The sequence below is a fragment of the Anabaena sp. UHCC 0451 genome (genome assembly GCF_034931405.1).
GTDB lineage: Bacteria > Cyanobacteriota > Cyanobacteriia > Cyanobacteriales > Nostocaceae > RDYJ01.
Genome location: NZ_JAYGHA010000006.1, coordinates 1 through 25,955, shown reverse-complemented (window position 1 = coordinate 25,955; position 25,955 = coordinate 1). Strand labels below are relative to the sequence as shown.

Genomic DNA, 25,955 nt, shown 5'->3' with positions numbered 1-25,955 from the left:
ATTTATAAAGTACCCATATTCCATCCTAAAATTGACACATTCCCATAATTTGTGAATTTGAAACAACTAATTTGACATCTAGTATCTCAAATGAATTAGCTGGAATAAAATAGGATGCTTAATAGTTTTTCATTAATAGCGACTGCCAAGTAGAATAATTATCTTTCCAAAGAGATTCTAACACAGTGTAATTGTCAGTAGCAATAACGTCACTTAAGGGCATAGATAACTGTGTCCATATACAGCGGTCATCTCTGAGGACATTCTGACCTAAAAACCAAGGTATTAACTTCTTGAAATTAACATCATATTTATATCTATTCTTCATAAACTGAGATGAAATTACGGTACTACCCCCACGAGGATTAATACAGGCTGTCAAATAAGCTTGTTTGCCGTCGCTATAGAGTGCATAGTAACCAATTCCTGTTAACTGTTTAATATTGTTTTGGCTTTCTTTCATCAATTCTTTACTTAGCTGATATACGAAAGGATTTGGTTCTCCTCTAGTATTGATGACATAACGCATCTGCACTGCTAACTTCTGTCCATTTTTGAGATAGCTATAGTCTTGTCCAGATTGCACTACCTCAAATTTATCAGTAACGGTATTTTTATATTTGTACTGATTTAGGGATTTGACGTTGATTAGTTGCCAATTATTAACAGCGATCGCTTCTGGAAAAATAGCAGTACCAATGGGTTGTTTACTGGCTATTAAATAAATAGCTGTGACTATAATTCCTGACCAAGTTCCCGCTAGAAGAAAACGTCTTTTTGGTTCTATAAACGTTGTAGTTTGAATAGGGTTTGTGGTTGGGGATAAAAAATCCACAGGTAGTATCCAATTACATAAGGCGGCATAACTAATAGTTGCGATCGCCATAAAAATAGTTCCTCCCGTCTGACCATGCCAATAGTCAAATAGACTCTTATTATTAACCACCACAGCTAACAAAGCGACACGAATACAACCAATTAAAAATCCTGTACTAACAGCAGATATTACTAATCCCCATCTCTGTTTCCAAGTCAAAGGACTAACTACTACTAGAATCAATAACGTCAGTTGTAGTAACCAGACAATCAAAAGTCCACCAGTGCAGTAATAAATAACTTCAACTTGACCTGTGGGTAATTTCACCAAATTTCCAGAATGAGTAGCACCAAACCCTAGATAATGGAGCAAAAAAGCAGAAATAGTGGCAGTTAATTCTGGAAAATGTAAGCGGGTATTAAAAACCCCATTAATAAAACCAAAGGGAGACAGCATCAGGCATAATAATAAAAATAAGCGCCAATAATGCCTGATTTCTGCAAATCCAAAAAATAGTAGCCCTAAACCTAAGCCAGCAATAATCGGACCAAATCTAAATAGCATTAGGTCTAAATGCCAAAGATTAATAGGTCTAAATATAACTATAAACAGCAGGAATGATCCTAAGCAACTCGATAGAAAACTGGGTGTATACTCTTGTCTCTTAATTTGCCAAATTAAGTATAAAAGACCTCCCCAATAAAGGGCATAAAATGTGATTTGTTCACCTTCAGTTCGATGATTTCTAATAATATCCAAATGCAAAACAGCCAGGGTGCTAAAAACTCCAAGCAAGTAAAATCGCTGGGTTAGTAGTAAGAATTGGAATCGCTGGAAAAACGCTTGGATAGCTTTCTGCATCTGTTGATTACTGATAAACATTTTTAAATCTCATTCTTGTCAAATATTTTTATCGATAATGCGTATCCAACGAGTCATATTCCAGAGAGCAATGAAGCAAACCCCCGATATGATTGTTCCTAAATTAATTCTCACCGCATTTTTAACTATATTTTTAATCTGCTCTCGCTTAACGGCATTAGCAGTAGCTGTGGAATTTTGAGCAACTCTTTGAATTTGTTGAGATATTTTAGTCTTTAATTCTTGGGGAGATTGACTAGAACTGTTTTGATTTGGCGGTATATTCAAGATTCTAGATAAATTATTTAATTCTTGCGCTGAGTTGGTTGCATTTAATTTTTCAGTCACTTTTTGCAGTTGCTCTTGTTGCTGTCCCTGTTGATTGACAAATTGATTATTAATATTTTTGTAGAGTGTGAGGCTATTATTGATTCCCAAAGGCAGCATCAGTAGATAAAATATTCCTATGATTAAGGCAGTCCAAGATAAAAACTTTAAAATGGCGATTTCTCTTGGTTTAATGAAGCTACCTTTGTTATGTAAAAATATAAAAGTTAATCCCAATAAAATAGACCATACATGATCTACCATTTGTCCCATAGCTTGAAATTCCCAAACGGGATTTGTTAGCTGGGGGGGAATCAATATACTCAGGTAATCAACCAGAGAAAATATTAAGAGAATATATCCAAGCAAGTGTAGTATGGGAAAAGAGAGATTTTCGAGACCACCTGTGATTTCTATGGGCTTTTTTGGTTGTTTTTCCTGGTTTTTTGTGTTCATTTGTCCGTTTGAAGTAATATTTTATAGATTAGGTTAGGTATGCAAATTTGGTATTGCGTATCTATGAGTCAATGTTCTGTAAATAGGGGATGAATTATCAGAATTAGATATTCCCAATTAAGTATTTTCCCGTAGATATGATTACTTTTCTCATTATTGCATTTTAGCTGGTAAAATGTCCAATGTAAAATGTTTTCCTGATTAAGGATATTACTTTAATTGACTTTTTTATGTCAATTGACCAGCAGTCAAGAGATTGAGACAACATAGTTTACCAATTTTTGCTTAGACTCTATTGTAAAGTTTATTAAGGTAATTTCAACTAATGTATTGACAACTAGATGGATTTTAGTCAAACTAAACAACGATACCATAAAACCAGTCTATTAAATAGCTTTCAGTATTGTATTTGACACTCAAAGGAGGTGCGTTGCCTTAACTTAAAATTCATGAGTCATGATTAAAAGCTTTGTGTGATATAGCGATGTAACAAATTTTATATATAATTAAAATGTAATGTGCTGTATCTGTTTAATCACAGTAGTTCCCCATAATTAACATACAATCAAGACTTACGTAAGTGTTACACTTAATAACTTAAATATCTCTTATAGGGTGCGTCATGTTTAATAATTCGGTAATGTAATAATTAATACAAAATGATACTATCTATATAATATGCCAGTTGCGTAAGTCATGTCAACATCATAACCTGTAACAGATGCTTTTTGCCTGTTGATAATCAAATTCAAACTACATAAACAAGAAGATGGAAGAATATTTGCAGTATTGGTCAATACTTAAGCGCCGTTGGTTGCCTACTTCTATAGTTTTTTTAACTCTTTTGGTATTGAGCATAGTTAAAACATTAGTAGAAACCCCCATTTATCAGGCAGGAGGCCAGCTGGTACTGAAAAAGAACTCAACCTCTTCCCTGACAGGAATTGGTAGCCAATTAGGACAACTGGATAATTCAGTCAGTGGTAGACCATTGGGAACAGAGGTAGCTGTTTTGCGTTCTTTACCATTAGCTGAAAAGACAATAACTACCCTTGGACTTAATATTAACCCTCTAGTTTTTTTAAGAGACCTGCAAGTAAAAAACATTGAAAATACTGATATTTTAGAAATATATTACAAAAGTGAAGATCCTAGAAAGGCCGCTTCAGTTGTTAATACTTTAATGAAAAACTATGTAGAAAATGATATCAATGCCAACCGCGCTCAAACTAGGTCGGCTAGAGATTTTATTGCCCAACAATTGCCACTCAGAAAAGCTGCATTACAAGTAGCTGAACGCAGATTACAATTTTTTAAACAGCAGAATAAAGTCTTAGACTTGAAATCAGAGGCGGCCGCTAATGTAGGAATTATCATTGATTTAGATAAACAAGTGGCTGAAACTAAAACTGAGCTATCTACACAAACTGCACGGATGCAATCCATCCAGCGACTGTTTGGAGTCACTTCACAATCGGCTGTAATTTCGGGCTTTGTTGCTGAATCTCCATCAACAAACTCAGTTCTCAAAAAATTACAAGATGTTCAAGAACAAATCCAAATTGCAGGTTTGACTTTAACTGATACTCACCCAACAATAATTAACCTCAAAGAACAGGAAGTTGTTCTCCAAAAAGAACTCAAGCAGCGGATAGAACAAAATTTTATAGGACAAGCAGGGCGTTTTAATGAAATCCAAAATTCCAAACAAATAGTACAAGCTGGTAGTCTACAACAAGGACTTTTATCTGATTATGCCAACGCCGAAGCGGCAAGACTCAGTTTGCAGGTACGACTGAAATCTTTGGCTGGAATCATCGAATCTTACAAACAAAGGGCTAATAGTGTACCACAGCTAGAATTGCAGCAACGCCAACTAGAACGGGAAATAGCGGCAACGGAGTCTAGTTATCAGAACCTTTTGGCTCGCTATCAGGAACTCCAGGTGGCAGAAAATATGCAAGTAAGTAATGCGAGGATTATTACACCTGCCTTAGTTCCGGGAATACCAATTAGAAGCCGTCAATATATCAACTTGCTGCAAGGAGTAATTGGTGGAATTGTCTTGGGAGTAGCTACTGCCTTCGTTTTAGAAAAATTTGATAATACTATCAAAACCCCAAAATCAGCAAAAGATTTATTGTGTTATAACGTTCTGGGTTATATTCCACCTTTTCCCAATGGGAATTTTATCCCAGAAGTAGTTGCCAAGAGCCAACCTGATTCCCCTGTCAGCGAAGCTTTTCGGATGCTACAAACTAACCTGAGATTTTTTAACTCTGAACAATCTATTAAAGTGATTGTCATCTCAAGTTCTGTACCAAAAGAAGGTAAATCAACCATTGCTGCCAACTTAGCTTTTTCTATCTCCCAATTAGGGCGTAATGTTTTATTAGTAGATGCAGATTTGCGTAATCCTAGTCAACACAAAATTTGGGAAATATCCAACGAAGTTGGCTTAAGTAACATTCTCAAACGTCAGTTGGATTTAGATAAAGCTGTCCAAGAAATTGTGCCTCACTTAGAAGTTTTAACAGCTGGTGAGATAAATCATAATCCTGCTGCACTGCTTGATTCCAGTCAAATGGCTATATTTGTGGCACAAGTTGCACAAAAATATGAATTTGTCATCATCGACACTGCACCATTAACAGTAGCAGCGGATGCAACTGTTTTAGGTAAATTGGTGAATGGAATTTTGTTTGTAGTGAGACCTGGAGTGGCTGATTCTAATAGCGTTTCTCTCTCTAAGGAAATGCTGGATAAAGCTCACCAAAATGTTTTAGGGATAGCGATGAATGGCATCAGTGCTAATGAAGAATATTATGCTTACGGTGCGTCTAATGTGTAGGTACTATTAAAAGAATGCAGAATTTAGAATTTAGAAGGGGTAATTAATCTAACTTACCCAAGATTTGATTATTTGTAAAATCATTGTGATTAGGGATTTCCAAATAAAAAAACACTCAACCAGCTAACGCCAAAAAATTTCTCAAACCCTTATTCCTCTGTGTTGCGCCAGTTGCTACAAGTCGGGGAACCCGCCCAAAGCACTGGCTTCTCTGCGCCTCTGCGGTTCGTTAGATAATTTATTTCTTGGAAGTCCCTTATGACCTTAGAAAATTCTAGAGTTGCGAGCAAAAGACTATTAGGAATTGATATTTTTAGAGGTATAGCCGCTTATGGGGTAGTTCTCATTCATGGACTGGGAGAAATACCTCGGACTGAAAATTCTCTATTTATTTCTAATTCTTTTGTAGTGTTATGTGTGCCTTTTTTTTTGATAACTTCTTTCTACTTTACTAGAAAGTCAATTTCGTTGAATGATACGAAAAATTATTTAAATAATCGCAGCCAAAGAATTTTAATACCTTATTTTTTATGGACATTAATTTATTTATTGGCAAGATTTATTGGCTCGTTAATAGGAAATCAAGAATCTTTTAATAGATTAATTTCTGACCCAATAAATATTATATTTTTTGGTGCGGCTGGAGTGCAACTATATTTTTTACCGTTGTTATTTTGTGGTAATTTAATTGTAATCCCAGTTATAAAAATGTTCCAAAAAATCCAAAGTATTTTATTAGTATTAATATGTTTTTTCTTCAGTATTTATCTTTTTTACTTAATGGTGACAACTGGCAATGATTTTGCATTAGGAGAAGGAATTGCATTTAAACAGATTATTGATATCTCATCATTTGCTAATACTTGGCTGTTTCATTTAATAAGATTTATACTTGTTGTCTTAGCTTGGATAATCAAGTGTATGCCATACATTATATTTATTATCATAATTCAAGATTACCCGGTGCAAAGATTACTTTCTAATTGCATTGATATTGGACACAAAAGAGAATACAAATGGATAGTATTATTTTTAGTGCCTTTAGGGATTTTTGCTATCTTAAACTTAAATTTATATTTTCTCAATTTGTTCGTACCATATATATCATTTCTTTACGCTATTTTTATCTCTGAAATAATTTCTCGTCATTCATTAATTAGTCTGATTGCCAAAAAAATGGGTTATTTTAGTTTTGGAATTTATTTAATCCATGCTTTAATAACTGCTGGTTTTTTGCCAATAGTGATTAAGTTATACCCACAAATTATGACTTATCAGTTATCAACTCCAATGTTAATTATTTCATCAGGAGTGATATTTTTTATTAGTCTAACAATCACATACTTGATTTCTCTAAATAAAACTGCTGCTAGAATTTTACTGGCTATCTAAAACAAGTTTATAAACTTCCATAAGTTGCTTACCTAAACGTTCGTGACTGAAACGCTCTGTGACTGTATGCCTTGCTTGTTCTGATAGAGTGTGACGTTTTTCTGGGTGATTTAGTAAATCTAAAATAGCTGCTGCTAAAGCTTTTGGTTCTCCAGGAGAAACTCCAACTGCATCATAGTTATGGGTAAATAATTCCACTGCACCTCCAGCTTGGGACACTATCACTGGTTTACCACAAGCCATTGCTTCTACTATTGCCAAACCAAATGGTTCTGGTTGGGTACTGGCATGAACTACAATATCCAAATCACGGTAAACTGCGGCTATATCTTCCTGAAAACCGAGAAAATTAACTTTGTCTGCAATATTCAGATATGCAGCTTTGTCTTTTAATTCCTGTTCGGAAAATTGAGAACCACGAGTTTTATAAATTGCCCCACCAACAATATCAAAACGCACGTTTAAATCAGGATGAGTTTTAATAATTTCTGATGCTGCTTCTAGAAAAATATCATGACCTTTCCACCGGGCAAAAGTGGCAACTAATCCTACCCGCAGAGGCAGATTTGGGGATGAAGGTATGGGAAAAAAATAATTAATATCGACGGCGTTGTAAATTATTTTTATTGGTAATTGAGGTAATGTAGTTTTTGCATCTTGGGCGACAGCTTGAGAAATAGCAATTCCCAATTTAGCACAATAGTTGATGAATTTTAATTTTAAAACCTTTGCTATTAATGGACGTGAGCCATAGAAATCATGAATATGCCAAATGACTGGTGTATCCTTGATTCCAACTAATGCTATGAGTAGATGAGTTTTAATGCCGTTGGAGTGAATTAAGTCTGGTTGGAGTTCACGGAGCGATCGCCTAAATTCTCCCAAATATTTACCGATACCTGGTAAAATCTTTGTTAGTCGTAATAATAGTATCAATAATCCTATAGCTTTATTTCTACCTTTAAAAGCACTATCACCCAGTTGGTTAAACTCTTCTGGTAGTTGCAGTAATGTTACCTGCACTCCCAATTTTTGCGCTTTCTCTATCAATGGTCCATCAGTACCAACAATTAGGTGTAATTTAATATCTGACTGTTGATTCAAAAGTGCAGCCAAGATAGTTAATAAAACTCTTTCAGCGCCACCAATAACACCCACCGGATTCACAAATACAATTTTCATATATTTTCAATAACCCGCTAATTTTAGATAAGATTGGGCAATAATTTGAGCATGATTAGACCAGGAATATTTTTGTGCTTGATGCAGACGGAGATTTAAACTAGGAGCAGTAATTGGATTTGATAATACTTGTGCTACTGTTTTTACCCAAACTGATACATCTGAAATTGGGCAGTATATCACACCATTTCCACCTACCTCACGCAATACGGGAATATCACTAGTAATTACTATCGCCCCACAAGCTAAGGCTTCAATTACAGGTAATCCAAAACCCTCGGCTTCACTTGTTAATAACACGGCTGATGCTCGTTGGTAAAGGGCTGCTATAGTTGCACGTTCTAAACCCTGGAGGTGAATTATCGAATTACTAAGATTCAAATCAGTAATTTGCTGTTGTTGGCTTTGTGTCCACTCTCCACTCACTTTAACTAATTGTAACTTTGGATGAATATTTCGTAGTCGTGCAAATACTGCTAATAAAATATCAATACGTTTTCTGGGAATACAACTACCAACGTGGAGCAAAAAAGGTGCAGTACCTATTTTTTCTAATATTCCTTGGTCAAGATGATTTTGATTAACAATATTAATACTAAATTCAGCAGCGATACCATAAGGTGCATGAACTAGCCGTGATGGTTCTAGCAGTTGATAATGCTCAATTTGTTTTCTTACTTCTGCTGTTGAATAAAATACAACAGCGCATGATTGCAAACCGCGTAAAACTCGGCGAGACATGGCTTGATACCAAGCTGGTCTAGGTTCTTTTTCCGGCTCTAAAAGCGAGCGAAAAGCGTCAATATCATGACAGTAAACTCCCGTCCGTTCTGGGGGTAAAACATGGGCTAATTGAGCGTAGGAATGGTCAGCAATGTGATAAAAATCGAAATCTGTTACCCGCTGTTTGAGATAATGGGGATAGTCCCAAAATCGGTTAATTAGACGGTCTGCATTATAAGCAAATTGCTTTTTACCAATCCTGGGAATTTGTTGAAACCGGTGATTAAATTTTGGCAATATTTCTATAGTTTGAATAGATGCAGTTTGTTCAGATTGTAGGTGCTTAATTAGCATCTGAGCGCATAAATCCATGCTGTGCCAATTTTCTTCTAAGTAATCGCAGATAATAGCGAGACGCATTTGAGCCATATTGTTAATTTTATTTTCTTTTAATAGTATAAAAACTGCGGCTATTTAGCAAAAACTACTGCTCAATTTATCTACTATCTGACAATTCATTAAAAAACTGCAAATGTTGGTTAGCAACAGAAGGCCAAATGTAAACTTTGTGCGCTCTCTCTAAACCTTTCTGTCCTAATTCTTGACGCTGAGATGGACTATTTAACAAGTCAGAAATAGCTTGAATCCAACCCATTTGATCTTTTTCCCCAACTACCAAACCTGCATCTTTAATAACATAAGGAATTTCACCGCTGTCACTACCAATTACTGGAATACCACAAGCAAAAGCTTCAATTAGCATTCTACCAAATTGTTCTTGCCAGTTAGATACAGTTTGACTGGGAGCAACAAGAATATCCATAGCATTAAGATATTGGGGAACTTGATTATGTTTAACATCTGTGCAAATTCTTACTTGTTCAGGATAACGTTTTGCCCAATTTCTTAATGATGATTCCATCACTCCACTACCAACAAATAAAGCTCGCCAAGGAGTTGCTAAACTATCTAAAACTCCCATGAGTAAATCTAATCCTTTTTCGGGAACAAAACGCCCTAAATAACCGATAACAGGCGTTCCCTGTTCTTCCCATTCCAGCAGACGACGAATTTGATGTTTGGCATCATTAGAAGCATGGAAATGATTGATATCCACACCAGGAGGAATCACTCGCATGGGAAGTGAATAACCTGGACGAGATTTTAAAGCTTCATTAACAGTTTGTCCAAAGGCAATCCATCCTGTAGCACGGCTCATCGCATATTTTTCAATCCACTTGAATGGGGGTGGATATTCTTTAGATTTATTTTGAAATGTAGAATAAACCAATGGAGTTTTTTCTGTTTTCCACCAAGCAATTTGTCCACCGACAAATATGTATGGTTCTTCCCAGCAATGGACTAAATCCCAATTTTGTTGCATAATTTCCCGCAGTCGCCAACCATAAGTCATGATGTGGGGAATTTTGCTGTTATACACAGGTATTGCTTGAAGATGACAGATTTCATCAGGGTCTGTTTCTAGAGATATCGGTCGTAAATCTCCGTGCATAAATGCAGGAACAACTGTTGTTACTTCCCATTCTTCCTTTCCTAAACGGGCTATTTCATTGACTAGTCGGCGGTTGAGACTGACTACATAGGAGTGACCAATAGAGAGAAGTTTTCGAGTTTTAGGCATACATCCTAATTTTCGCACCTTAGCGAAGAGATTGATGGTATTTTTGATATCCCTTAGCGTTTCTATTTACCAACTTGTGGTTTTTGCATTGACAGGATATAGGTGGGTAATGCCCACCTCAAAAACCTAACTTTGTGCTTGGGGAACTTGATTAGCTTGATTCATTTCTGCCATCATCTTCTCTTGATTACGTCTGCGGATTTTGGCATACATTTGAATACTCACAGCCATGAAAATCACTAAACCAAAAATCAACCAAGCAGTGATATCTGTAGGTAGATTATTTTTGAAGATAGCCAACATCACAATTACAACTAACAACAATGTTGGTGCTTCATTTAAAGCTCGTAAATGTTGTCCACTCCACTTACATTCATCTGCGGCTAACTGTTTCATCAACCTACCACAATAATGATGATAGATGAGTAAAATACCCACAAATCCTAATTTAAAATGTAACCAGGTTTCTTTTAACAAGTCTGGGTTAGTGGAAAGAATACCAATGGCCATTGCTACCGTTACTATCATTCCTGGGATGGTGATAATATGGTAAAGGCGCTTTTCCATAATCTGATACTGATTTTTTAGTATCGTTTTTGCGGGTTCTGCTTCTTGGTTTGCTTCCACGTGGTAGATAAACAGACGCACAAGGTAGAATAACCCTGCAAACCACACCACAAAGCCAATAATATGAAATGCTTTAAACCACGAATAAGCCATGAATCCTAACCTACCTTAATCAATTTACAGATGATTGCATTTACTCTCATTATTCAGGTTACGGTAATTGTTGACAAGGATACAGATTAGGTTAAAAACTGTGAATTATCGTAACAATAATTTAACGTTTGTATACTCATCGTTTATATCCAGATCCCCGACTTCTAAGATCAATTTATCATTTATGGACACAATAAATAAAAGAAGTCGGGGATCTTATCTTCTTTAAACCTAATTAGATTCAGAACGACGCAGGAAGGGTAAAAGGTCTTGTAAAATTACCTCATGATAATGTTCTTGGGCATAATGTCCCACATTATTAAGTTTGATTATTTCCGCATCAGGTACAGATTTCACAAAACTTTCGGCTATGTCTACAAATAACCAAGGGTCCATCATTCCCCATTGTAATAAAATTGGTTTCTGCCATTGTTTAAATCCCGTTTCTATTTCTGTCATGGCTTTGTCAAGTTGTAAATTCCTAATTGTTGAAAGCAGTCCACGTCCAGAGGAAGAACTTTTTAAGTAAGGTTTGCGATAAATATCTAAATCTTTATCTTCGACGCGATAACGACTACCAGCTTCTAAAGTTCTATCAACTAAAAGGGGGTCTTGAGTCATGACTTCACCTGCTAATGGTAAACCCATTTGTTGAATTTTCCAAGGTAATTTGGCAGATGTGGAAATGGGAGTATTTAAAATTGCGATGTTAGCTATTTTTTCAGGATGACGTAAGGCATATTGTAAGCCAACTGAACCTAAATATCCTTGTACAACTAAGGAAAACCTTTCTATTTCTATGGCTTGAATAAATTCATCTAAAGCTTTGATAAATGCGTCGGGAGTGTAGGCAAAATCGCTTTTTTCTGGTTTACTAGAAAAACCATAACCAATCCAATCTGGTGCGATCGCTCTCGTTCCTTGTGCTGCTAATGCTGGTATAATGTTTCTCCAACTATAACTTTGGGCAACTATACCGTGTAGCAATACCACTGGCAATAAGTCACTTCTACCAATGGGTTCTGCTTCCCGATAAAACCATTCTAATGAATTTACTGTGATTTTATGTTCTTGTATTGTCACTCTATTTTCCTATCCTGAAAATGCAACAGCATCGCACAGATGCCTGAATACCTGAATACTAAATTCTCTTTTATCATCCTACAAATAGGTAAGAGAAATTTTCACAAAAAGAATTTCGCATAGTAAGAGATTAACCTATTGACTTTTATCTTCAAACCTGATAGACTAGACTCCGACAAGGAAGAACTATCACAAAATAATAAGATAGGCTGAAAGAAAATTATTGATGCGGTTGAGCAATACGCGCTTCTATATCTTCTAGGGTGCGTAACAAGAGGCGATTTGCTTGTAATTGCCAACCCCATTTTTGAATTCTGAAAGCTGCTACAGTCCCCAGGATGGCTGCTAATAAACATATTGGTTGATTGAGAGAAATTCCAAACAACAAACCCAAACCAGCAATACCCCAAAATGGTAAAGCTGCGGCTTGTCTTTGTTCTTCGACTATTGCCGCAATTTTACTAGCTGACATTGTATTTAATAATTCTTGTTTAATTTGTTTCTGTTCTACTAATGATAGGGATAAACCTATCTTGCGGCGGAGTTTTTCCATTTTTCGGGCATCCGTGCTGTATTCAGTTAATTCATCTTCTGCCATTTTCAGGAATCGTTCTAATTGTGACATGGTGTATTTGAGGTTTTATTTTACGTACAATCATTATCTCGAATAATTGTTAATTTTTCTTGACTAGACTATTATCTTTAGTGCCATAACTTAAAATAACAACTCTACAATTGAATATAGGCAAAATTTCTTAGCGGTTATAAACTGAAAGCTAGAGCATCTACATAAGAGGTAATACTGATGGTTGCAGTATCTAGAAACACTGTATCTCAATCTGATAAAGATAGCTCACTCCTCCTCTGGTTTGATGAAGTTGGGATTGCGGATATTCCCTTTGTTGGGGGGAAGAATGCTTCCCTGGGGGAAATGATTCAGCAGTTAACACCCAAAGGTGTAAATGTTCCTACAGGGTTTGCTACCACGGCCTATGCTTATCGTCATTTCCTAGAATCTGCTGGGTTAGAAAGCAAACTGCGAGAACTGTTTGCAGATTTAGATGTGGATGATATGAAAAATCTGCAAGTGCGGGGAAAAAAAGCCCGTTCGCTGTTAATGCACACACCATTTCCCAAAAATCTGCGAGATGCGATCGCCTCAGCATACCAAACTCTTTGTCAAAAATACAATGCAGATACCGATGTTGCGGTGCGTTCTAGCGCGACTGCTGAAGATTTACCCGATGCGAGTTTTGCGGGACAACAGGAAAGTTATCTGAATATTGTGGGTGTAGAAAGTGTTTTAGCAGCTTGTCATAAATGCTTTGCTTCCCTATTTACAGACCGCGCAATTTCCTATCGTCACACTAAAGGATTTGATCATTTTAGTGTGGCTTTAGCTGTTGGTGTGCAGAAAATGGTGCGTTCTGATTTAGCATCATCTGGTGTGATGTTTTCCATTGACACAGAAACCGGATTTAAAGATGCAGCCTTAATTACCGCTGCTTATGGTTTAGGGGAAAACGTCGTTCAAGGAACAGTTAACCCAGACGAATATTATGTATTTAAACCAACTTTAGAAACAGGTTTTCGCCCAATTATTGATAAAAGATTGGGTAGTAAAAAACTGAAAATGGTTTATGATGACGGTTCTCGATTCACAAAAAATATTTCAGTTACTCAAGGTGAACAAGGTAAATTTGCAATTACCGATGATGAGATTATTCAATTAGCAAAATGGGCTTGTTTAATAGAATCACACTATTCTCAAGTTCACAATAATTACAGCCCAATGGATATCGAATGGGCAAAAGATGGCATTACCAATCAATTGTTTATCGTCCAAGCTAGACCAGAAACAGTCCAATCACAAAAACAAGGTAATGTCCTGCGGAATTATCGGCTAATTGGTGGAGATGGAAAGCAGACAGAACAACCGCTAGTTATAGGTCGGGCGGTAGGTTCAGCCATTAGTCAAGGTGAAGTACATCTGATTTTAGATGCTAGTAAAATTGACCAATTTCAACCGGGAGAAGTGTTAGTTACAGACAGAACTGATCCTGATTGGGAACCAATTATGAAACGTGCTAGTGCAATTGTTACCAACTCTGGAGGTAGGACTTGTCACGCGGCAATTATTGCTAGAGAATTGGGTGTACCTGCCATTGTTGGTTGTGGTAATGCGACTGATATTTTACAACCAGGTCAACTCGTAACTGTTTCTTGTGCGGAAGGGGAAGAAGGTAAAGTTTATTCAGGTTTATTACCTTTTGAATTACAGGAAGTTCCTTTAGATAATTTACCCCGGACTCGGACTAAAATTTTAATGAATGTGGGTAATCCTCAAGAAGCTTTGAGTTTATCTGCTATTCCTAATGATGGTGTGGGTTTAGCGAGAACGGAATTTATCATTGCTAATCAAATTCAAATTCATCCGATGGCGTTGATTAATTATAATTTGTTAGAAGATAAGTTTGTCAAAAACAAAATTAGTGAAATCACCGCACTTTATGAGGATAAATCTGAATATTTTGTTGATAAATTAGCCCAAGGTATTGGCAGAATAGCTGCTGCATTTTATCCCAAACCTGTAATTGTGCGAATGTCGGATTTTAAAAGTAATGAATACGCTAATTTATTAGGTGGGAAACAGTTTGAACCGGAGGAAGAAAACCCGATGTTGGGTTGGCGAGGTGCAGCGCGTTATTATGATCCAGGTTATCAAGCTGCTTTTGCTTTAGAATGTTATGCGATGAAGCGGGTACGGGAGGAGATGGGTTTGGTTAATCTTATTCCCATGATTCCTTTTTGTCGTACTCCTAATGAGGGAAGGTTGGTATTAGCAGAAATGGCAAAAAATGGTTTACACCAAGGTGTGAATAATTTGCAAGTTTATGTGATGTGTGAGTTACCGAGTAATGTGATTTTAGCTGAAGAATTTGCTCAGATATTTGATGGTTTTTCTATCGGTTCTAATGATTTAACTCAGCTAACTTTGGGGATAGATAGAGATTCGGCTTTGGTAGCGCATTTGTTTGATGAACGCAGTGAAGGGGTGAAGCAAATGGTGAAAATGGCGATAGCGGGAGCGAAAAAACACAATCGTAAAATCGGCATTTGTGGACAAGCACCTAGTGATTACCCGGAATTTGTGCAGTTTTTGGTAGAGGAGGGAATTGATAGTATTAGTTTGAATCCTGATTCTGTTTTACAGACTATGTTAGAAGTGGCAAAGTGTGAAGATTCTGTTTAAATATCCCCGACTTTTGAAAGGTTAAAGATCCCCGACTTCTATAGTTTAATTATCTGTTTAATAGCTAGATTATCGAAAGAAGTCGGGGATCTCAATTCGTTTTCTACATCAGCTTTATGAGCTTCATTAATTGACGGTTCAAGTTGATTATTTGGGTGTTTAGTTTGATCAGTTGAGTGTTCAGGTTGATTATTTGAGTGTTGATCTTGATTAGTTGATTTATTAATTGCAGTCGAAAATCTGGCGATCGTATTATCATGGGATAAAGAGATTATGAGTAAATTGTTAATTAATGCTAGGTTTGCAATTCATAATTATTAATTGCTGTTTTTAGTTCTTCATGTACAGATGACATGAGACTGGCATCTTTTAACTTAGTAAAGTTTTGCCTAGAGATGAAATTAATACAACCTAAAACTCTTTCTTGCCATTTACTATAATCTTTAGTATTCCATACTTTAAATACTTCCTCTTGTTGTAATCCTAGCAAGTTATGAAATAAGTTATTCCTTTGCTTGGATGTGTAATCTTTAAACATTTTTATATCATCACTTAATTTCCAATTAGGTAAAACTATTTCTACTAAATCATGAATACCTTTGTGTTCATATTTATTTTTATCCAGATATCTTAATAAACCTTCAACAGCACGGAAACTATGAAACAATGCTTCCACATAGTTACCTTGTATGACTCTTATAACTGCTAAATAAGCAGCTTCATAACCAGTCCACCACCATTCTTGAGTACGTTTTTTAGCATCATCATTGATAAAACTAATAGCTTTTGCAAAATCATCAAAATTAGCACTATTCCATTGAATAGCCATTGCTAATAGTTCTTTTATTTTCTGTTCTTCTGCATTTAAAGATTGCTGCTTCCACAGTTCAGCTAATATTTTATCAACACCAGAGTAATCATATCTACCCAATAGTTCTTTTGCTTCTTGCAGTTTAATCCCTTTGAGATAATTTGAGCTAGAAATATTAGTAACTTTTTCTGTTTGATATTCATTACTAACTAAAAATTCTACTTGCTTTTCAAACTTAGCTAAACTAGCAAACTGAACTGCTGAAGAAATAGCTGGAGTACCTGCTTGATGACTAACAAAAATCTTATTCTGTTTATCGTCTTTTTTCTTTCCTTTATTATTATTGATATTTGTGATATTTTGCTGAAATAAACTATTGACTAATATTAAACATTTATCCCAGTTATCTAAACCTTCATCAGAAGCATTAGGTTTTAATTCTAAATATTCAATTTCTCCTTTGAAATTAGGAAAATTTTTCTCAAAATACCTCTCAAAAATTGGTTTTAATGTGCAGGTATCTTGCCAATAAGGACATTTAGGATCTTCAATTTCCGAATCAAAAACATTTTCTTGATTAGTTAAAATCAAAATAACCTTATCTACACTCAGATTTTCATGGTCATTTTTAGATTTTAAATACTCTGTAAAACCATCAAGCAAGGGGAATAATAAATCATCAAAATAATCATCTAATTGATTTTGATATACTATCCCTAATACTCGCGCTGGTGCTTTATATCCCGCATCTTGATCATAAACATCAATTTGATGAACAGATCCAAAATTAGAATGTTCTAATTTATCAATTGCTTCATAGTGTAAATCTCCCCAACTTCTATCATGTTTAAGAATAACATCACTATTACCAGTAGTCACAATCCAAATACTCATTTTTTCAACTCCTTAAAATTTATTTACTCAAACTTTCAGATCCCCGACTTCTTTTTTAATCTTCTTAATCAACCGACAATTAATCATAGAAGTCGGGGACTTTATTCCTTAAACACCCCACAATTTTTCAAACCCACTTGTTGGTAAAAAGGTTAAAAACTCTTTTGTGGTTTCATCTCTTTTATCGGGAAAGATGGTTAATAATTCTACATATCCTTTAGGACGTAATTGATCATCTGTTGTTTTGATCAATCTGGGATACATCCGGTGATAAATTCTGCCAATATGACCCATTTTACCCGTTAATTTAGAACCTTTAATTGATTGACTGCCTTTATAATTTCCATGAAACCAGCGCACCGCTAAACTATCATCTTTATCCACTGCAAAACGCCCCCATACCTGGACATTTTCAGGATGAAAAGATTCCCGCCAAGAATTTTTTTGATAGTTCTGGGATTTACCTTTAAAAACCAACCAATTATTTACAGCTTTATAAACACCATCAATAATATTTTTGATGTGTTTAATATTATTGACAGGAAAATAATATTGTTCTGATTCTTTAGTAAATCCCCACTGACAACCAATCATAGGTTTATCTTCATAGTCGAAATACTCAGGGAAAAATATTCTATGATCAATTCTACGGGATGATTTACCAAAACCACCTATTAACAAAGAAAATCGCAAAATTGCTTTAGCTAAAATTCTCAATTGCTTTCTATATTCCTCTGAACGATTTTTCATACAGAGAATAGTTAAATTACCTTTTTTTAAGTCATAGATGGGCATTTTATTTTTGTTATATTTAAACTCATCCATAACTAACTTTTCAGCATGAAAAGTAATACCTAAATCTCCCACTATTGCACCTTTAGCACCTGCAAAACCTCCCCAAAGTTCCTTAGTTGATTCTTCTGCTGTATTCTCATCAGTCACCGCACTAAATAACCGCAATGTATGACCACGTAAAGCAGCCTTAAACATATTTGGACGAAATTCACCACTTTTATCTACTAATTGTGATGCTAAACCTTGTCCTTTTAAATTCACAGTAATGAGTTTAGTTTCTGGGTGGTTAACAGGTTGACCATAACCCGCACTTACCCTAGAACCAATACCCCTTTCTATGGCTTTATCCCAAATACTCCAAATAGTTTCCCATTCACTATCATCTAATTTAACAGTGCTAGAAATACCAAAAACTAAAGTTGGTTCATAGAGGGAAATTTGCAAGAAAGCAGAATGAGAATTACTATTTTTAACTTGCCAATTTTCTTGAGGGTGAACTACATCAATTAATGGTTGTTCACACCAAGTATCATCTTGAGGATATGCACCATGAAAACGCAGTATTCCCGGTTTAGTTTCATTATTATTTTGAAAACCACAATATTTGATTTTTTGTTCAGAGGTGCAACTTCTTAAAAATGCACCTTTCATACTTGCACCAGGATAATAGGGAAACCCATTAGCAGCTATGACAGGTCTGATAATATCGTCATCTTGTCCACTATTAGAAAGCAAACGCCAAGAAATTTGATATTCTTTAGTTTTGACATTATGACCAAATTCAGGAGATTTTGTAGCCGCAGCTTCTACCCATTCATCAACCCATCTTTCCGACTGTTCTGGTTTTTGAATATATTGAATTTGTCCTCTACCTGTAACTGGTGCTTGAAACATTAAGGGAACTTCATTACTGTTCGCCATCGCTATCACCTGCTTTTTTATAACGTTGAGTCCACCAAACTAAACTATCGCAAAATTGAGTCAAAACCGCTAAACAAATGCGTTGATCTTCAATATCTAAAGCCCATAATCTCGCTGCATAATCTTGTACTTGTGGGGTATTATTGCCATCAACTTGATCATCAGGTAATTTAATTCCTGCATCTTTCATGATTTTTACAAAAGTTGTCCAAGTTTCACGCCAATATTTACCTTTTTCCCGTTCTTCATCATTATTTTTACCTAACAGTCGTAAATGTTCACCCCAAAAACGTTCTAAACCATAAGCTACTGTACTTCGCATTTTATGAGATTGACCAATTACACCTTTTTTATCCCGATATGTGAGGACTAACTTTTGTGCTTGTTGGTCTAATTTGTAAGATTTCCAAGTCATATATTTACACTCCTTTGAAGGTTAATTCACAATGACCTAAACCGATAGATTCTAACCCACCTAAATAAATATCTATAGTTGAACTACCGTTAAATGGTTGCCATTTTTTACCAGATTTATCATCTCTAATAGCCACAGGAAATACTAAAATAGTTCCTTCTGGTAATGCTTCAGTGTTGAAAAATCCACCACCATCAACTACTTTCTGATCTGGTTTTAATCGCACACGACTTTGGCGATATAATGCCATATCATGAATCATGCCAATATCACCATCAGCAACTATGACTGCTGGTTGTTCTTTGAGGTTAGGAAACCAAGGTGATAAGTCTTTGGTTTTGTTAATTTCTAAGAAACCTAAATTAAAGAAGATGGTTTTTTTGCCTCCTGTTGCTTGTTTAGCTACAAGATTAGTTGAACCTGTATAAATATCAGGAATGGAGATTTCTTTGAGAAGTTTAGTATTACCTTCTACTCGCACTTGAACCTTATCACCAGCTATTCTTTGATAACGTTTTAATAAGCGGGGACAAGTTACCCATACTATAGGTTGACCAGGACAAAAAACAGGAATCCAAATAATAGAAGCATATTCAAATTTAACGATAGATTCTGTTGTACTATTTGTCGTACCACTTTCTCCTTCATTGCCATACCATTTATCAGCCTCTTCTTTTCCTTGAGAATTATACATTTCTGAACGCAAACGACCACGAATAGAACTACCAGGAATAATCCCAGTTTGGGTAAATTGGTCACGGAAAATCAGGTTTAAATTACCGCTTTCTTCTCCTGCGGTTGCACCAACATGAAGAGGTGCTAAGGTTTCAATAATTCCATAAGCTTTTTTGTACATTTTAGTTAACTCCTTGAATTTCTACTGGTAAACACAAACCACAACCGACTTTTTTGAGACTGTAACCTTCTTGGGGAAACCATTTTTCGTCCCATTCCCACCAAGGTTTATTAATGGGTTCTTTGAGAACGTAAACACTACCCGCAGGAACTGCATAACGTCCTCTTCCTAATGTTCCTTGGGAACGGTAACGATAGGGAACTGGTTTATCAGTTAACATCTGCATAGTTTCAGGAAAACTATTATCTTGCGGTTGACGGTGAGATATACGATTAGAACCCCAAACTCCTGGTGTAATTAATGCGAAACTTTTACCGATTTTTTGATTTAAAAGGTTGATAGTTTTTGGATTAAGTTGATCACAAGATATTTCTACAATGTGATTTTCTCCTCCAAATTTATACCAACCATTCTCAATAGGATAGGTGGATAAATAGACTAAACAAACATCATCAGGAATTTGTACAGAGTTCTCTAAAAAGAGTCCATTGGATTTTTCTACACAACGTTCTGAATTTTGTATTTTTGGATGAAGAAAAGAAACAAATTTCCAAGGATTATCAGCAACTTTATCAGTTTTTATTAGTCCTTTTGGAGTGGTTTTCCAAGATTCTATAGTTTGCCAACGATAATCCGGTTCAGGTTTATCTATATTCTTTTCTAACTTCCATTCATCCTTTTCTATTTTCCATTCTCCGAAACCTTTTTTAGCTATGATTTTATGCCAAGGAATGGGAACAAAAAAGTTTTGTTTTGTACTTTTATTAGTTGAGTTTGCCCAAAATGGACCTGCAATATAAAGATTATCTCTCAATTTTTCTTGAGAATATTCTTTGTTAACCTTGTTAATGCTAAACATTAAACCTGCTAGTGTCGCAGCATCAGGGGGAAATTTAGCACCAGAACGACCTACTAAATTTTCTGGTGATAAAAATGCCCCAGCACTACCATACATAAAACCCAAAGGATTAATACTAATTAGGTATTTTAACATAAATGCCAACCCACTTTTACTAAGTCTGTAATCCACCCAACGATAGCTTTTGAACGATCAATTTCATCGCTATCATCACTAAAGCCAACTAATTTTTTTGCTAGTTCATTCTTTTTATCATTTATATTTTTTCCATACTTTACATCAGTGATTAACTTCTGACCTTCACCGGGAAAGTAAAGATCAAAAAATTCCAAAGCTGTTTTTTTGACGATAGGTGCTTCATTGGCATTTTCAATATCAAATACTCGACGAGATTCTAAATGTGCTAAGTCTTGATAAATGTGACTCCAATTTGATTGTTTATCCCTATCTCGATACTTCATCAAAATCCCCAAATTGTCCCAAGGACAAGTCCACTGGACATATTGACCACTATTAAAAACCACCCGAATAGTAACTCTATTTCTATCTAAAGATTTCGCTACCTTTTCCGCTTCACGACAATGTTGTAAAACATCTCGCTGGGGTACACTACCCGCAACCCAAACAAAACCCACACTAACATTAATTTTTTCTCCGTGTTCCTTCCATTTATCATTTAATGTGAGTAGCCATTTATAAGCAACAAAACCTGATATCTGTTTGTGAGATTTTTTCTGAAAAATGGGATTATAAATTATTCCAAGAAAGTCATCACCTCCTGCATAAACTATTCTTCCTAACTTTTTAGGAAATAAACGATCTTGTGATGAATCTTGTATGCTGATAGAATTAGCTATATTACCTAATTCTTTAGGAAACTCTTTTTCAAAATTTTGACCCCAACCACGTATTGCATTACTAAATTCTGTAATTGATTGACCATCATTATTTTCAAGTGCTAACTTCTTTAAATGCTCTCCAACCTTGTCACCATCCCCCATAAACCACCCTGTCCATTGTCCAGGTGTTGTATCAGTTGGTTTACGGTCAATTTCTTTAAATCCTTTGAGTTTTGCTAATCGTTTATCCTTTGGTTTTTCTCTACTAATTAAATCTGCTATTTCAGGTAAAGTAACTAACCTTTTTACTAACTCAGGAATACTCAGCTTTTCATTAGGTGCAATAAATTTACCTTCTGGTTCTTTGTCATCTGGACAATTATCTAATTTTCGCGCTAATCTTGTATAAAACTCCTTGATTTGATCGTCATCATATTTATAATCTAACGTTTTAGGATTACGATAATCAGAACCCAAACCAGGAAAAGCAATACCATCAGTACCCGTTAAACTGGAACTTTCACCAATCCAATTTACAGCAGTCCAATCACGGGATAATTTCTTAGTTTCTAAATCATTCATCGCTGCTTCAATACAGCAACCACATCCTTGAAATATCTCCCAAGTGTGACAACCCCATAAACTCCATTCTCTTTCCCATTCATATTTAAATTCAGGTGGAGGTAATTCTGTTTCTATCCATTCTCGACAAACTCTTAACATTTCTTTCCATGCAGAAAGAATGATTTTTTCAGCTTCTTCTTTACTCATTTCTCCTTTAATTAAAATACGGTTAGGCATTCCTTTTTGTACACTAGGAAGCGCAGGAGAAATTAACACTAAATCATTATCTGGACTTTTTACATAACTAACTATTTGTTGACTCAAATAAGAAAGAATTAAAGAACCACCATACAAGTCTCGAAGTTTACGCGACTTTTCAATAAACCCTTGAACGGGAGCAAAGGTGATAGCAGTATATTTATTCACTAACTATGTATCTCCTTGTTATGCTTAATTTTCAACATACACGTTATCAGTTATACTGTCCTCAAAAAAGATACTTTGTAATATTTATTGATTAAAAGCAACAGGTTTTGTCATAAATGACTAAGTTTTGTTTACTAAACATCAGGTTTTGTTTACATATCAAAGGATATATCAACAAATTTGGCTGTATTTTGCAATCTGTGAAGTTTGAAAGATTTATGTTGTGTTTTTATCTTAGCGGTAAAAAACTGGTTGTAAACTGCTACTCATGCGAACGACGAAATTTACTGGGTAAATGAGGTGAAAAAATTCGTGATTCGCTTGAAAACACTAGACTTTCACCCTAGTGAACGGGAGAAAATGCAAGACAAATCATGAGTATGAAAAAAAATGTCCAACCCTCCCATCTGTCATTTCCTCATCGGTGTCCCTGGTAGCGGAAAATCAACTTTTGCTGCTAATCTGGCTAAATTAGGCAATTATCGCGTTATCTCTACAGATGCTATTCGTGGACAATTATATAGTGATGCGACTATTCAAGGTGAATGGATAGAAATAGAAGCGAAAGTCATCTCTGCGGTTGTGACAGCTATTACTGAAGGTGTTAGCGTGATTTATGATGCTACTAATGCCAAGCGTGTATGGAGACTGGATTTATTACAAAAGCTGAATTTAGCTGTGAGTACCCCTGTATTGTGGATGGGGTGGTATTTACAAACACCTATTGAAATCTGTAAGCACTGGAATCAACAACGCAGTCGTCAAGTTCCAGATGTGATAATTGATAAAATGTCCGAATCTCTACAAGATTTTCCCCCCATTGCAGCGGAAGGATTTGCAATTATTAAAGAAGTTGATGTTACTGCTGCAAAGTTTGATTTTCAACAAATTTCTACTCACGTTCAACAGCTTGATAAAACTCTTATCAATCGCAGTAATCGCAATAGTCAAATGACTTTTCATGCTTATAGTAAATTGCTGGATTTTGAACGTTTAATATATCTCATTTCTTTGATAATCAACTATCCAGGAATTGGGAACTTAACAGAAACTCAACCTAATTTAATAGTAAATATTTTCGGTAATGTTCCTGATTTTCCAACTGCTTTATCAGAAATTACTGGTTTTATGATGCAATTGCATGGTCAAATCTATGCAGATGAAAAAGCGATCGCTAATGATTTACTATGGTTACAAAAAAACGCTATCATTGGCGTTAATACCATTTCTTCACCACCCCATACTCCTATTTATCCTGGTGATTATGTTGGTAATTCTTCCAGTAATTTAGTAACTCATCCTTATTCAGATTTACCAGCATTTCAGCGATTAATACACACAATCAGATTAATTTTACATCATCCTTTTTTAGTCAACACTGGAAAAGGAAGTTTAAAAACTTTGGTTTCTGTTATGCAAGAACAGGGAATAATTGATGTCAATAATAGTAATATATTCAAGACTGTTTTAAATTCTGTTCGTAAAGATATCGAAAAAATTCTCAAACCCTATAAAATTTTACCTGATTTTTCTATGCGCGATGGTTATTTTGCGGGAACTGCGATTTTATCAACATTAGAATTAACTCAAGTCTTTCAAGTGCTTCAGTCTCAAGCACAAAGTCTTAATGACCCCATAGCTTTAGAGATTTATGAAAAGTTCGCTACTCGCATGGAAAAAAGTAAATTGGGTGTGAGTGAAGTTTATCCGGTGAGAGCGATCGCAAATCGTAGTATGATTGACCCAGAGTATTTACCAGCGGAGTCTTTAGCAAGAAATTTACAACAAGTTGAAGAAGCAATAATCAACGGACAACTTTTAGAATTAAACCGTTTTCCCGGTGGTGGTAAATTTATCTTAGATGAAGAAAGTTTTTTCTTAGTTTTTCCCCTCCAAATAGTTTTTTCTAACTATGCTTGGTATTTGGGTTATGAACTTGTTGAAGGTAAAGATGACGGTTTACTGAGATTTGAAAGATTAGATAGATTATTTATTGGTAAACCCCAAACAAAAACCCGTTCTCAACTAGAACAGGAAGCAGCATTAAAATCACTCAAAAAACTATCTGAAGCTAGTGGAGGAATTTTTTTAGGATATAATTCCCAGGACCAAAAACAATTTCTGGCTGGAAATAAAAAAGCACGTTCTCAGGTCTGCGTTACTGTAGAACTTTGGTTTAGTGATGGAATGTTTCGGTTTGTAGCTGAAGGAACTAAACGCTTTCCATCACAACAAATGAAAATGTCTTTACCAGTTACCGGAAATAAATTAAATTTACCAAAAGCTATTTTTTCTCTCCCAGCAACTGGAGATCATAATTTTCCTAATCGCTTTCAAGTTATCCTCCCTCAATGGTGTTTAGATGACATAGAATTATTACGCTGGATTCTCGGTTTTAAAGCAGGTGTAAAAGTAGTAAAACCACAATCATTAGTTGATAAAATTAAGCAAATTGGTGAGGATATGGTCAATATTTATAGATAGTCCCCCTCTAGATCCCCGACTTCTTAGATCAATTTTCTTATTAAACAGACAATTCCACAGAGAAGTCGGGGATCTGAATCATCGTCTCCATTATAGATCCCCGACTTCTTAGATCAATTTATTTTCTAAAAAACAGATAATTCCACAAAAAAGTCGGGGATCTTGTATTTAGATATTAAAGAAGTATAATATTCTTAATAAGTCACATTTTTATTTATGCCTCGAAGAACAACACCCTTAGAAAGTGGTAACTTCTATCATATCTATAATCGTGGGAATAATCGTCAGAATATTTTCTTTGAACGCGAAAATTATATTTATTTTCTCCGATTACTCAAAGAACATCTTACAAATAATGCAGTAGATATTATTGCTTATTGTTTAATGCCTAATCATTATCATTTGTTGGTATATCTGAGAGATGAAAGTCTTTCTGATGCTATGAAATCTCTCTCACTTGCTTACACAAAGGCAATTAATAAAAGGTTTAATCGTTCTGGAGTATTATTTCAGGGAAGATTTCAAAGTATTCCTGTTTCACAAACTGAATATCTTTTTCATCTTTCTCGCTATATTCACCTCAATCCAGTCAAAGCAGGAATAGTAGACAAACCAGGAGAATGGGAATTTTCTAGTTATTTGGAATATGCAGGATTACGACTAGGAAAAATACCCAAATTAGAATACCTCAAAATGCACATTGAGGAAGAATTAGCTTACCAACTATTTTTACTAGATCATAATTTACCTAATGGTATTGGTTTTAAAAGATTGCTACTTGATG

The 25,955-nt window shown here is 35.3% G+C and carries 19 protein-coding genes and 1 pseudogene; 5 read left to right on the top strand and 15 right to left on the bottom strand.

Annotated features, from left to right (window positions below):
• Positions 1 to 118 precede the first annotated feature (118 nt).
• Together VB694_RS05965 and VB694_RS05960 are read right to left on the bottom strand one after the other, a co-directional pair.
• Positions 119 to 1,699: a cyanoexosortase A system-associated protein gene (locus VB694_RS05965; protein ID WP_323359395.1), complete on the bottom strand. Its 1,581-nt coding sequence runs from the start codon at positions 1,697 to 1,699 to the stop codon at positions 119 to 121.
• A gap of 18 nt (positions 1,700 to 1,717) precedes the next feature.
• Positions 1,718 to 2,461: an HpsJ family protein gene (locus tag VB694_RS05960; protein ID WP_323359394.1), complete on the bottom strand. Its 744-nt coding sequence runs from the start codon at positions 2,459 to 2,461 to the stop codon at positions 1,718 to 1,720.
• Between the two features lie 769 nt (positions 2,462 to 3,230).
• Here VB694_RS05960 and VB694_RS05955 point away from each other — a divergent pair.
• Both VB694_RS05955 and VB694_RS05950 read left to right on the top strand, forming a co-directional pair.
• Positions 3,231 to 5,312, top strand: a complete 2,082-nt coding sequence (locus VB694_RS05955; protein WP_323359393.1) for a GumC family protein — start codon at positions 3,231 to 3,233, stop codon at positions 5,310 to 5,312.
• 258 nt (positions 5,313 to 5,570) lie between these two features.
• Positions 5,571 to 6,704, top strand: coding sequence for an acyltransferase family protein (locus tag VB694_RS05950; protein WP_323359392.1), 1,134 nt, complete (start codon positions 5,571 to 5,573; stop codon positions 6,702 to 6,704).
• Here the strand turns inward: VB694_RS05950 and VB694_RS05945 are convergent.
• The 7 genes and pseudogenes from VB694_RS05945 to VB694_RS05920 form a co-directional block, all read right to left on the bottom strand.
• A complete protein-coding gene (locus tag VB694_RS05945; protein ID WP_323359391.1) occupies positions 6,690 to 7,886 on the bottom strand; it encodes a glycosyltransferase family 4 protein in 1,197 nt (398 codons plus the stop codon). The two genes, VB694_RS05950 and VB694_RS05945, sit on opposite strands and share 15 nt — an antisense overlap.
• Before the next feature lie 6 nt (positions 7,887 to 7,892).
• On the bottom strand, positions 7,893 to 9,038 hold the full coding sequence (locus VB694_RS05940) for a glycosyltransferase (RefSeq protein WP_323359390.1): 1,146 nt from the start codon (positions 9,036 to 9,038) through the stop codon (positions 7,893 to 7,895).
• 67 nt (positions 9,039 to 9,105) lie between these two features.
• Positions 9,106 to 9,639, bottom strand: coding sequence for a glycosyltransferase family 4 protein (locus VB694_RS25295; RefSeq protein WP_416233468.1), 534 nt, complete (start codon positions 9,637 to 9,639; stop codon positions 9,106 to 9,108).
• Between the two features lie 87 nt (positions 9,640 to 9,726).
• Positions 9,727 to 10,251: pseudogene (locus VB694_RS25290) on the bottom strand (glycosyltransferase family 4 protein); the annotation flags it as partial.
• Between the two features lie 126 nt (positions 10,252 to 10,377).
• The gene (gene hemJ, locus VB694_RS05930) at positions 10,378 to 10,971 is read right to left on the bottom strand and encodes a protoporphyrinogen oxidase HemJ (protein WP_323359388.1); all 594 of its coding nucleotides are present in this window, start codon (positions 10,969 to 10,971) and stop codon (positions 10,378 to 10,380) included.
• A 231-nt stretch (positions 10,972 to 11,202) separates the two neighbouring features.
• Complete coding sequence (locus VB694_RS05925) at positions 11,203 to 12,054, bottom strand: alpha/beta fold hydrolase (protein WP_323359387.1); 852 nt, start codon at positions 12,052 to 12,054, stop codon at positions 11,203 to 11,205.
• A 220-nt stretch (positions 12,055 to 12,274) separates the two neighbouring features.
• Positions 12,275 to 12,679 (bottom strand): hypothetical protein, encoded by a 405-nt coding sequence (locus VB694_RS05920; protein ID WP_323359386.1) that lies wholly within the window; start codon positions 12,677 to 12,679, stop codon positions 12,275 to 12,277.
• Between the two features lie 180 nt (positions 12,680 to 12,859).
• Here VB694_RS05920 and ppsA point away from each other — a divergent pair, with 180 nt between their 5' ends.
• A complete protein-coding gene (gene ppsA / locus VB694_RS05915) occupies positions 12,860 to 15,307 on the top strand; it encodes a phosphoenolpyruvate synthase (protein WP_323359385.1) in 2,448 nt (815 codons plus the stop codon).
• A 295-nt stretch (positions 15,308 to 15,602) separates the two neighbouring features.
• On the opposite strand, the gene VB694_RS05910 is transcribed toward ppsA, so the two are convergent.
• The 6 genes from VB694_RS05910 to VB694_RS05885 all read right to left on the bottom strand — a co-directional run bounded on the left by VB694_RS05910 (position 15,603) and on the right by VB694_RS05885 (position 22,687).
• Positions 15,603 to 17,012 (bottom strand): hypothetical protein, encoded by a 1,410-nt coding sequence (locus tag VB694_RS05910; protein WP_323359384.1) that lies wholly within the window; start codon positions 17,010 to 17,012, stop codon positions 15,603 to 15,605.
• Positions 17,013 to 17,120: 108 nt separating this feature from the next.
• Entirely contained in the window at positions 17,121 to 18,728 is a 1,608-nt protein-coding gene (locus VB694_RS05905; RefSeq protein ID WP_323359383.1) for a hypothetical protein, read from the bottom strand.
• Positions 18,715 to 19,143, bottom strand: a complete 429-nt coding sequence (locus VB694_RS05900; RefSeq protein WP_323359382.1) for a hypothetical protein — start codon at positions 19,141 to 19,143, stop codon at positions 18,715 to 18,717. The genes VB694_RS05905 and VB694_RS05900 overlap by 14 nt, the downstream gene beginning before the upstream one ends.
• A gap of 4 nt (positions 19,144 to 19,147) precedes the next feature.
• Positions 19,148 to 19,999, bottom strand: coding sequence for a type III-B CRISPR module RAMP protein Cmr4 (gene cmr4 / locus VB694_RS05895; RefSeq protein WP_323359381.1), 852 nt, complete (start codon positions 19,997 to 19,999; stop codon positions 19,148 to 19,150).
• Position 20,000: 1 nt separating this feature from the next.
• Positions 20,001 to 20,993 carry a type III-B CRISPR module-associated Cmr3 family protein gene (locus VB694_RS05890; RefSeq protein WP_323359380.1) on the bottom strand — a complete coding sequence of 331 codons (993 nt, stop codon included), beginning with the start codon at positions 20,991 to 20,993 and terminating at the stop codon, positions 20,001 to 20,003.
• The gene (locus VB694_RS05885; RefSeq protein WP_323359379.1) at positions 20,987 to 22,687 is read right to left on the bottom strand and encodes a type III-B CRISPR-associated protein Cas10/Cmr2; all 1,701 of its coding nucleotides are present in this window, start codon (positions 22,685 to 22,687) and stop codon (positions 20,987 to 20,989) included. Before VB694_RS05885 ends, VB694_RS05890 begins: the two co-directional genes overlap by 7 nt.
• 390 nt (positions 22,688 to 23,077) lie before the next feature.
• Here VB694_RS05885 and VB694_RS05880 point away from each other — a divergent pair, with 390 nt between their 5' ends.
• Positions 23,078 to 25,171: a WYL domain-containing protein gene (locus VB694_RS05880; RefSeq protein ID WP_323359378.1), complete on the top strand. Its 2,094-nt coding sequence runs from the start codon at positions 23,078 to 23,080 to the stop codon at positions 25,169 to 25,171.
• Between the two features lie 216 nt (positions 25,172 to 25,387).
• Positions 25,388 to 25,955 (top strand): REP-associated tyrosine transposase (locus VB694_RS05875; protein WP_323359377.1); only part of this gene is annotated, 568 nt, incomplete at its 3' end.

Bases quoted from the DNA above. Each gene is read 5' to 3' on its own strand.
- ppsA (WP_323359385.1), top strand. From the start codon at position 12,860: ATGGTTGCAGTATCTAGAAACACTGTATCTCAATCTGATAAAGATAGC.
- cmr4 (WP_323359381.1), bottom strand. From the start codon at position 19,999: ATGTACAAAAAAGCTTATGGAATTATTGAAACCTTAGCACCTCTTCAT.
- VB694_RS05900 (WP_323359382.1), bottom strand. From the start codon at position 19,143: ATGACTTGGAAATCTTACAAATTAGACCAACAAGCACAAAAGTTAGTC.
- VB694_RS05940 (WP_323359390.1), bottom strand. From the start codon at position 9,038: ATGGCTCAAATGCGTCTCGCTATTATCTGCGATTACTTAGAAGAAAAT.
- VB694_RS05945 (WP_323359391.1), bottom strand. From the start codon at position 7,886: ATGAAAATTGTATTTGTGAATCCGGTGGGTGTTATTGGTGGCGCTGAA.
- hemJ (WP_323359388.1), bottom strand. From the start codon at position 10,971: ATGGCTTATTCGTGGTTTAAAGCATTTCATATTATTGGCTTTGTGGTG.
- VB694_RS05905 (WP_323359383.1), bottom strand. From the start codon at position 18,728: ATGGCGAACAGTAATGAAGTTCCCTTAATGTTTCAAGCACCAGTTACA.
- VB694_RS05955 (WP_323359393.1), top strand. From the start codon at position 3,231: ATGGAAGAATATTTGCAGTATTGGTCAATACTTAAGCGCCGTTGGTTG.
- VB694_RS05950 (WP_323359392.1), top strand. From the start codon at position 5,571: ATGACCTTAGAAAATTCTAGAGTTGCGAGCAAAAGACTATTAGGAATT.
- VB694_RS05965 (WP_323359395.1), bottom strand. From the start codon at position 1,699: ATGTTTATCAGTAATCAACAGATGCAGAAAGCTATCCAAGCGTTTTTC.
- VB694_RS05920 (WP_323359386.1), bottom strand. From the start codon at position 12,679: ATGTCACAATTAGAACGATTCCTGAAAATGGCAGAAGATGAATTAACT.
- VB694_RS05890 (WP_323359380.1), bottom strand. From the start codon at position 20,993: ATGTTAAAATACCTAATTAGTATTAATCCTTTGGGTTTTATGTATGGT.
- VB694_RS05880 (WP_323359378.1), top strand. From the start codon at position 23,078: ATGTCCAACCCTCCCATCTGTCATTTCCTCATCGGTGTCCCTGGTAGC.
- VB694_RS05960 (WP_323359394.1), bottom strand. From the start codon at position 2,461: ATGAACACAAAAAACCAGGAAAAACAACCAAAAAAGCCCATAGAAATC.
- VB694_RS05910 (WP_323359384.1), bottom strand. From the start codon at position 17,012: ATGAGTATTTGGATTGTGACTACTGGTAATAGTGATGTTATTCTTAAA.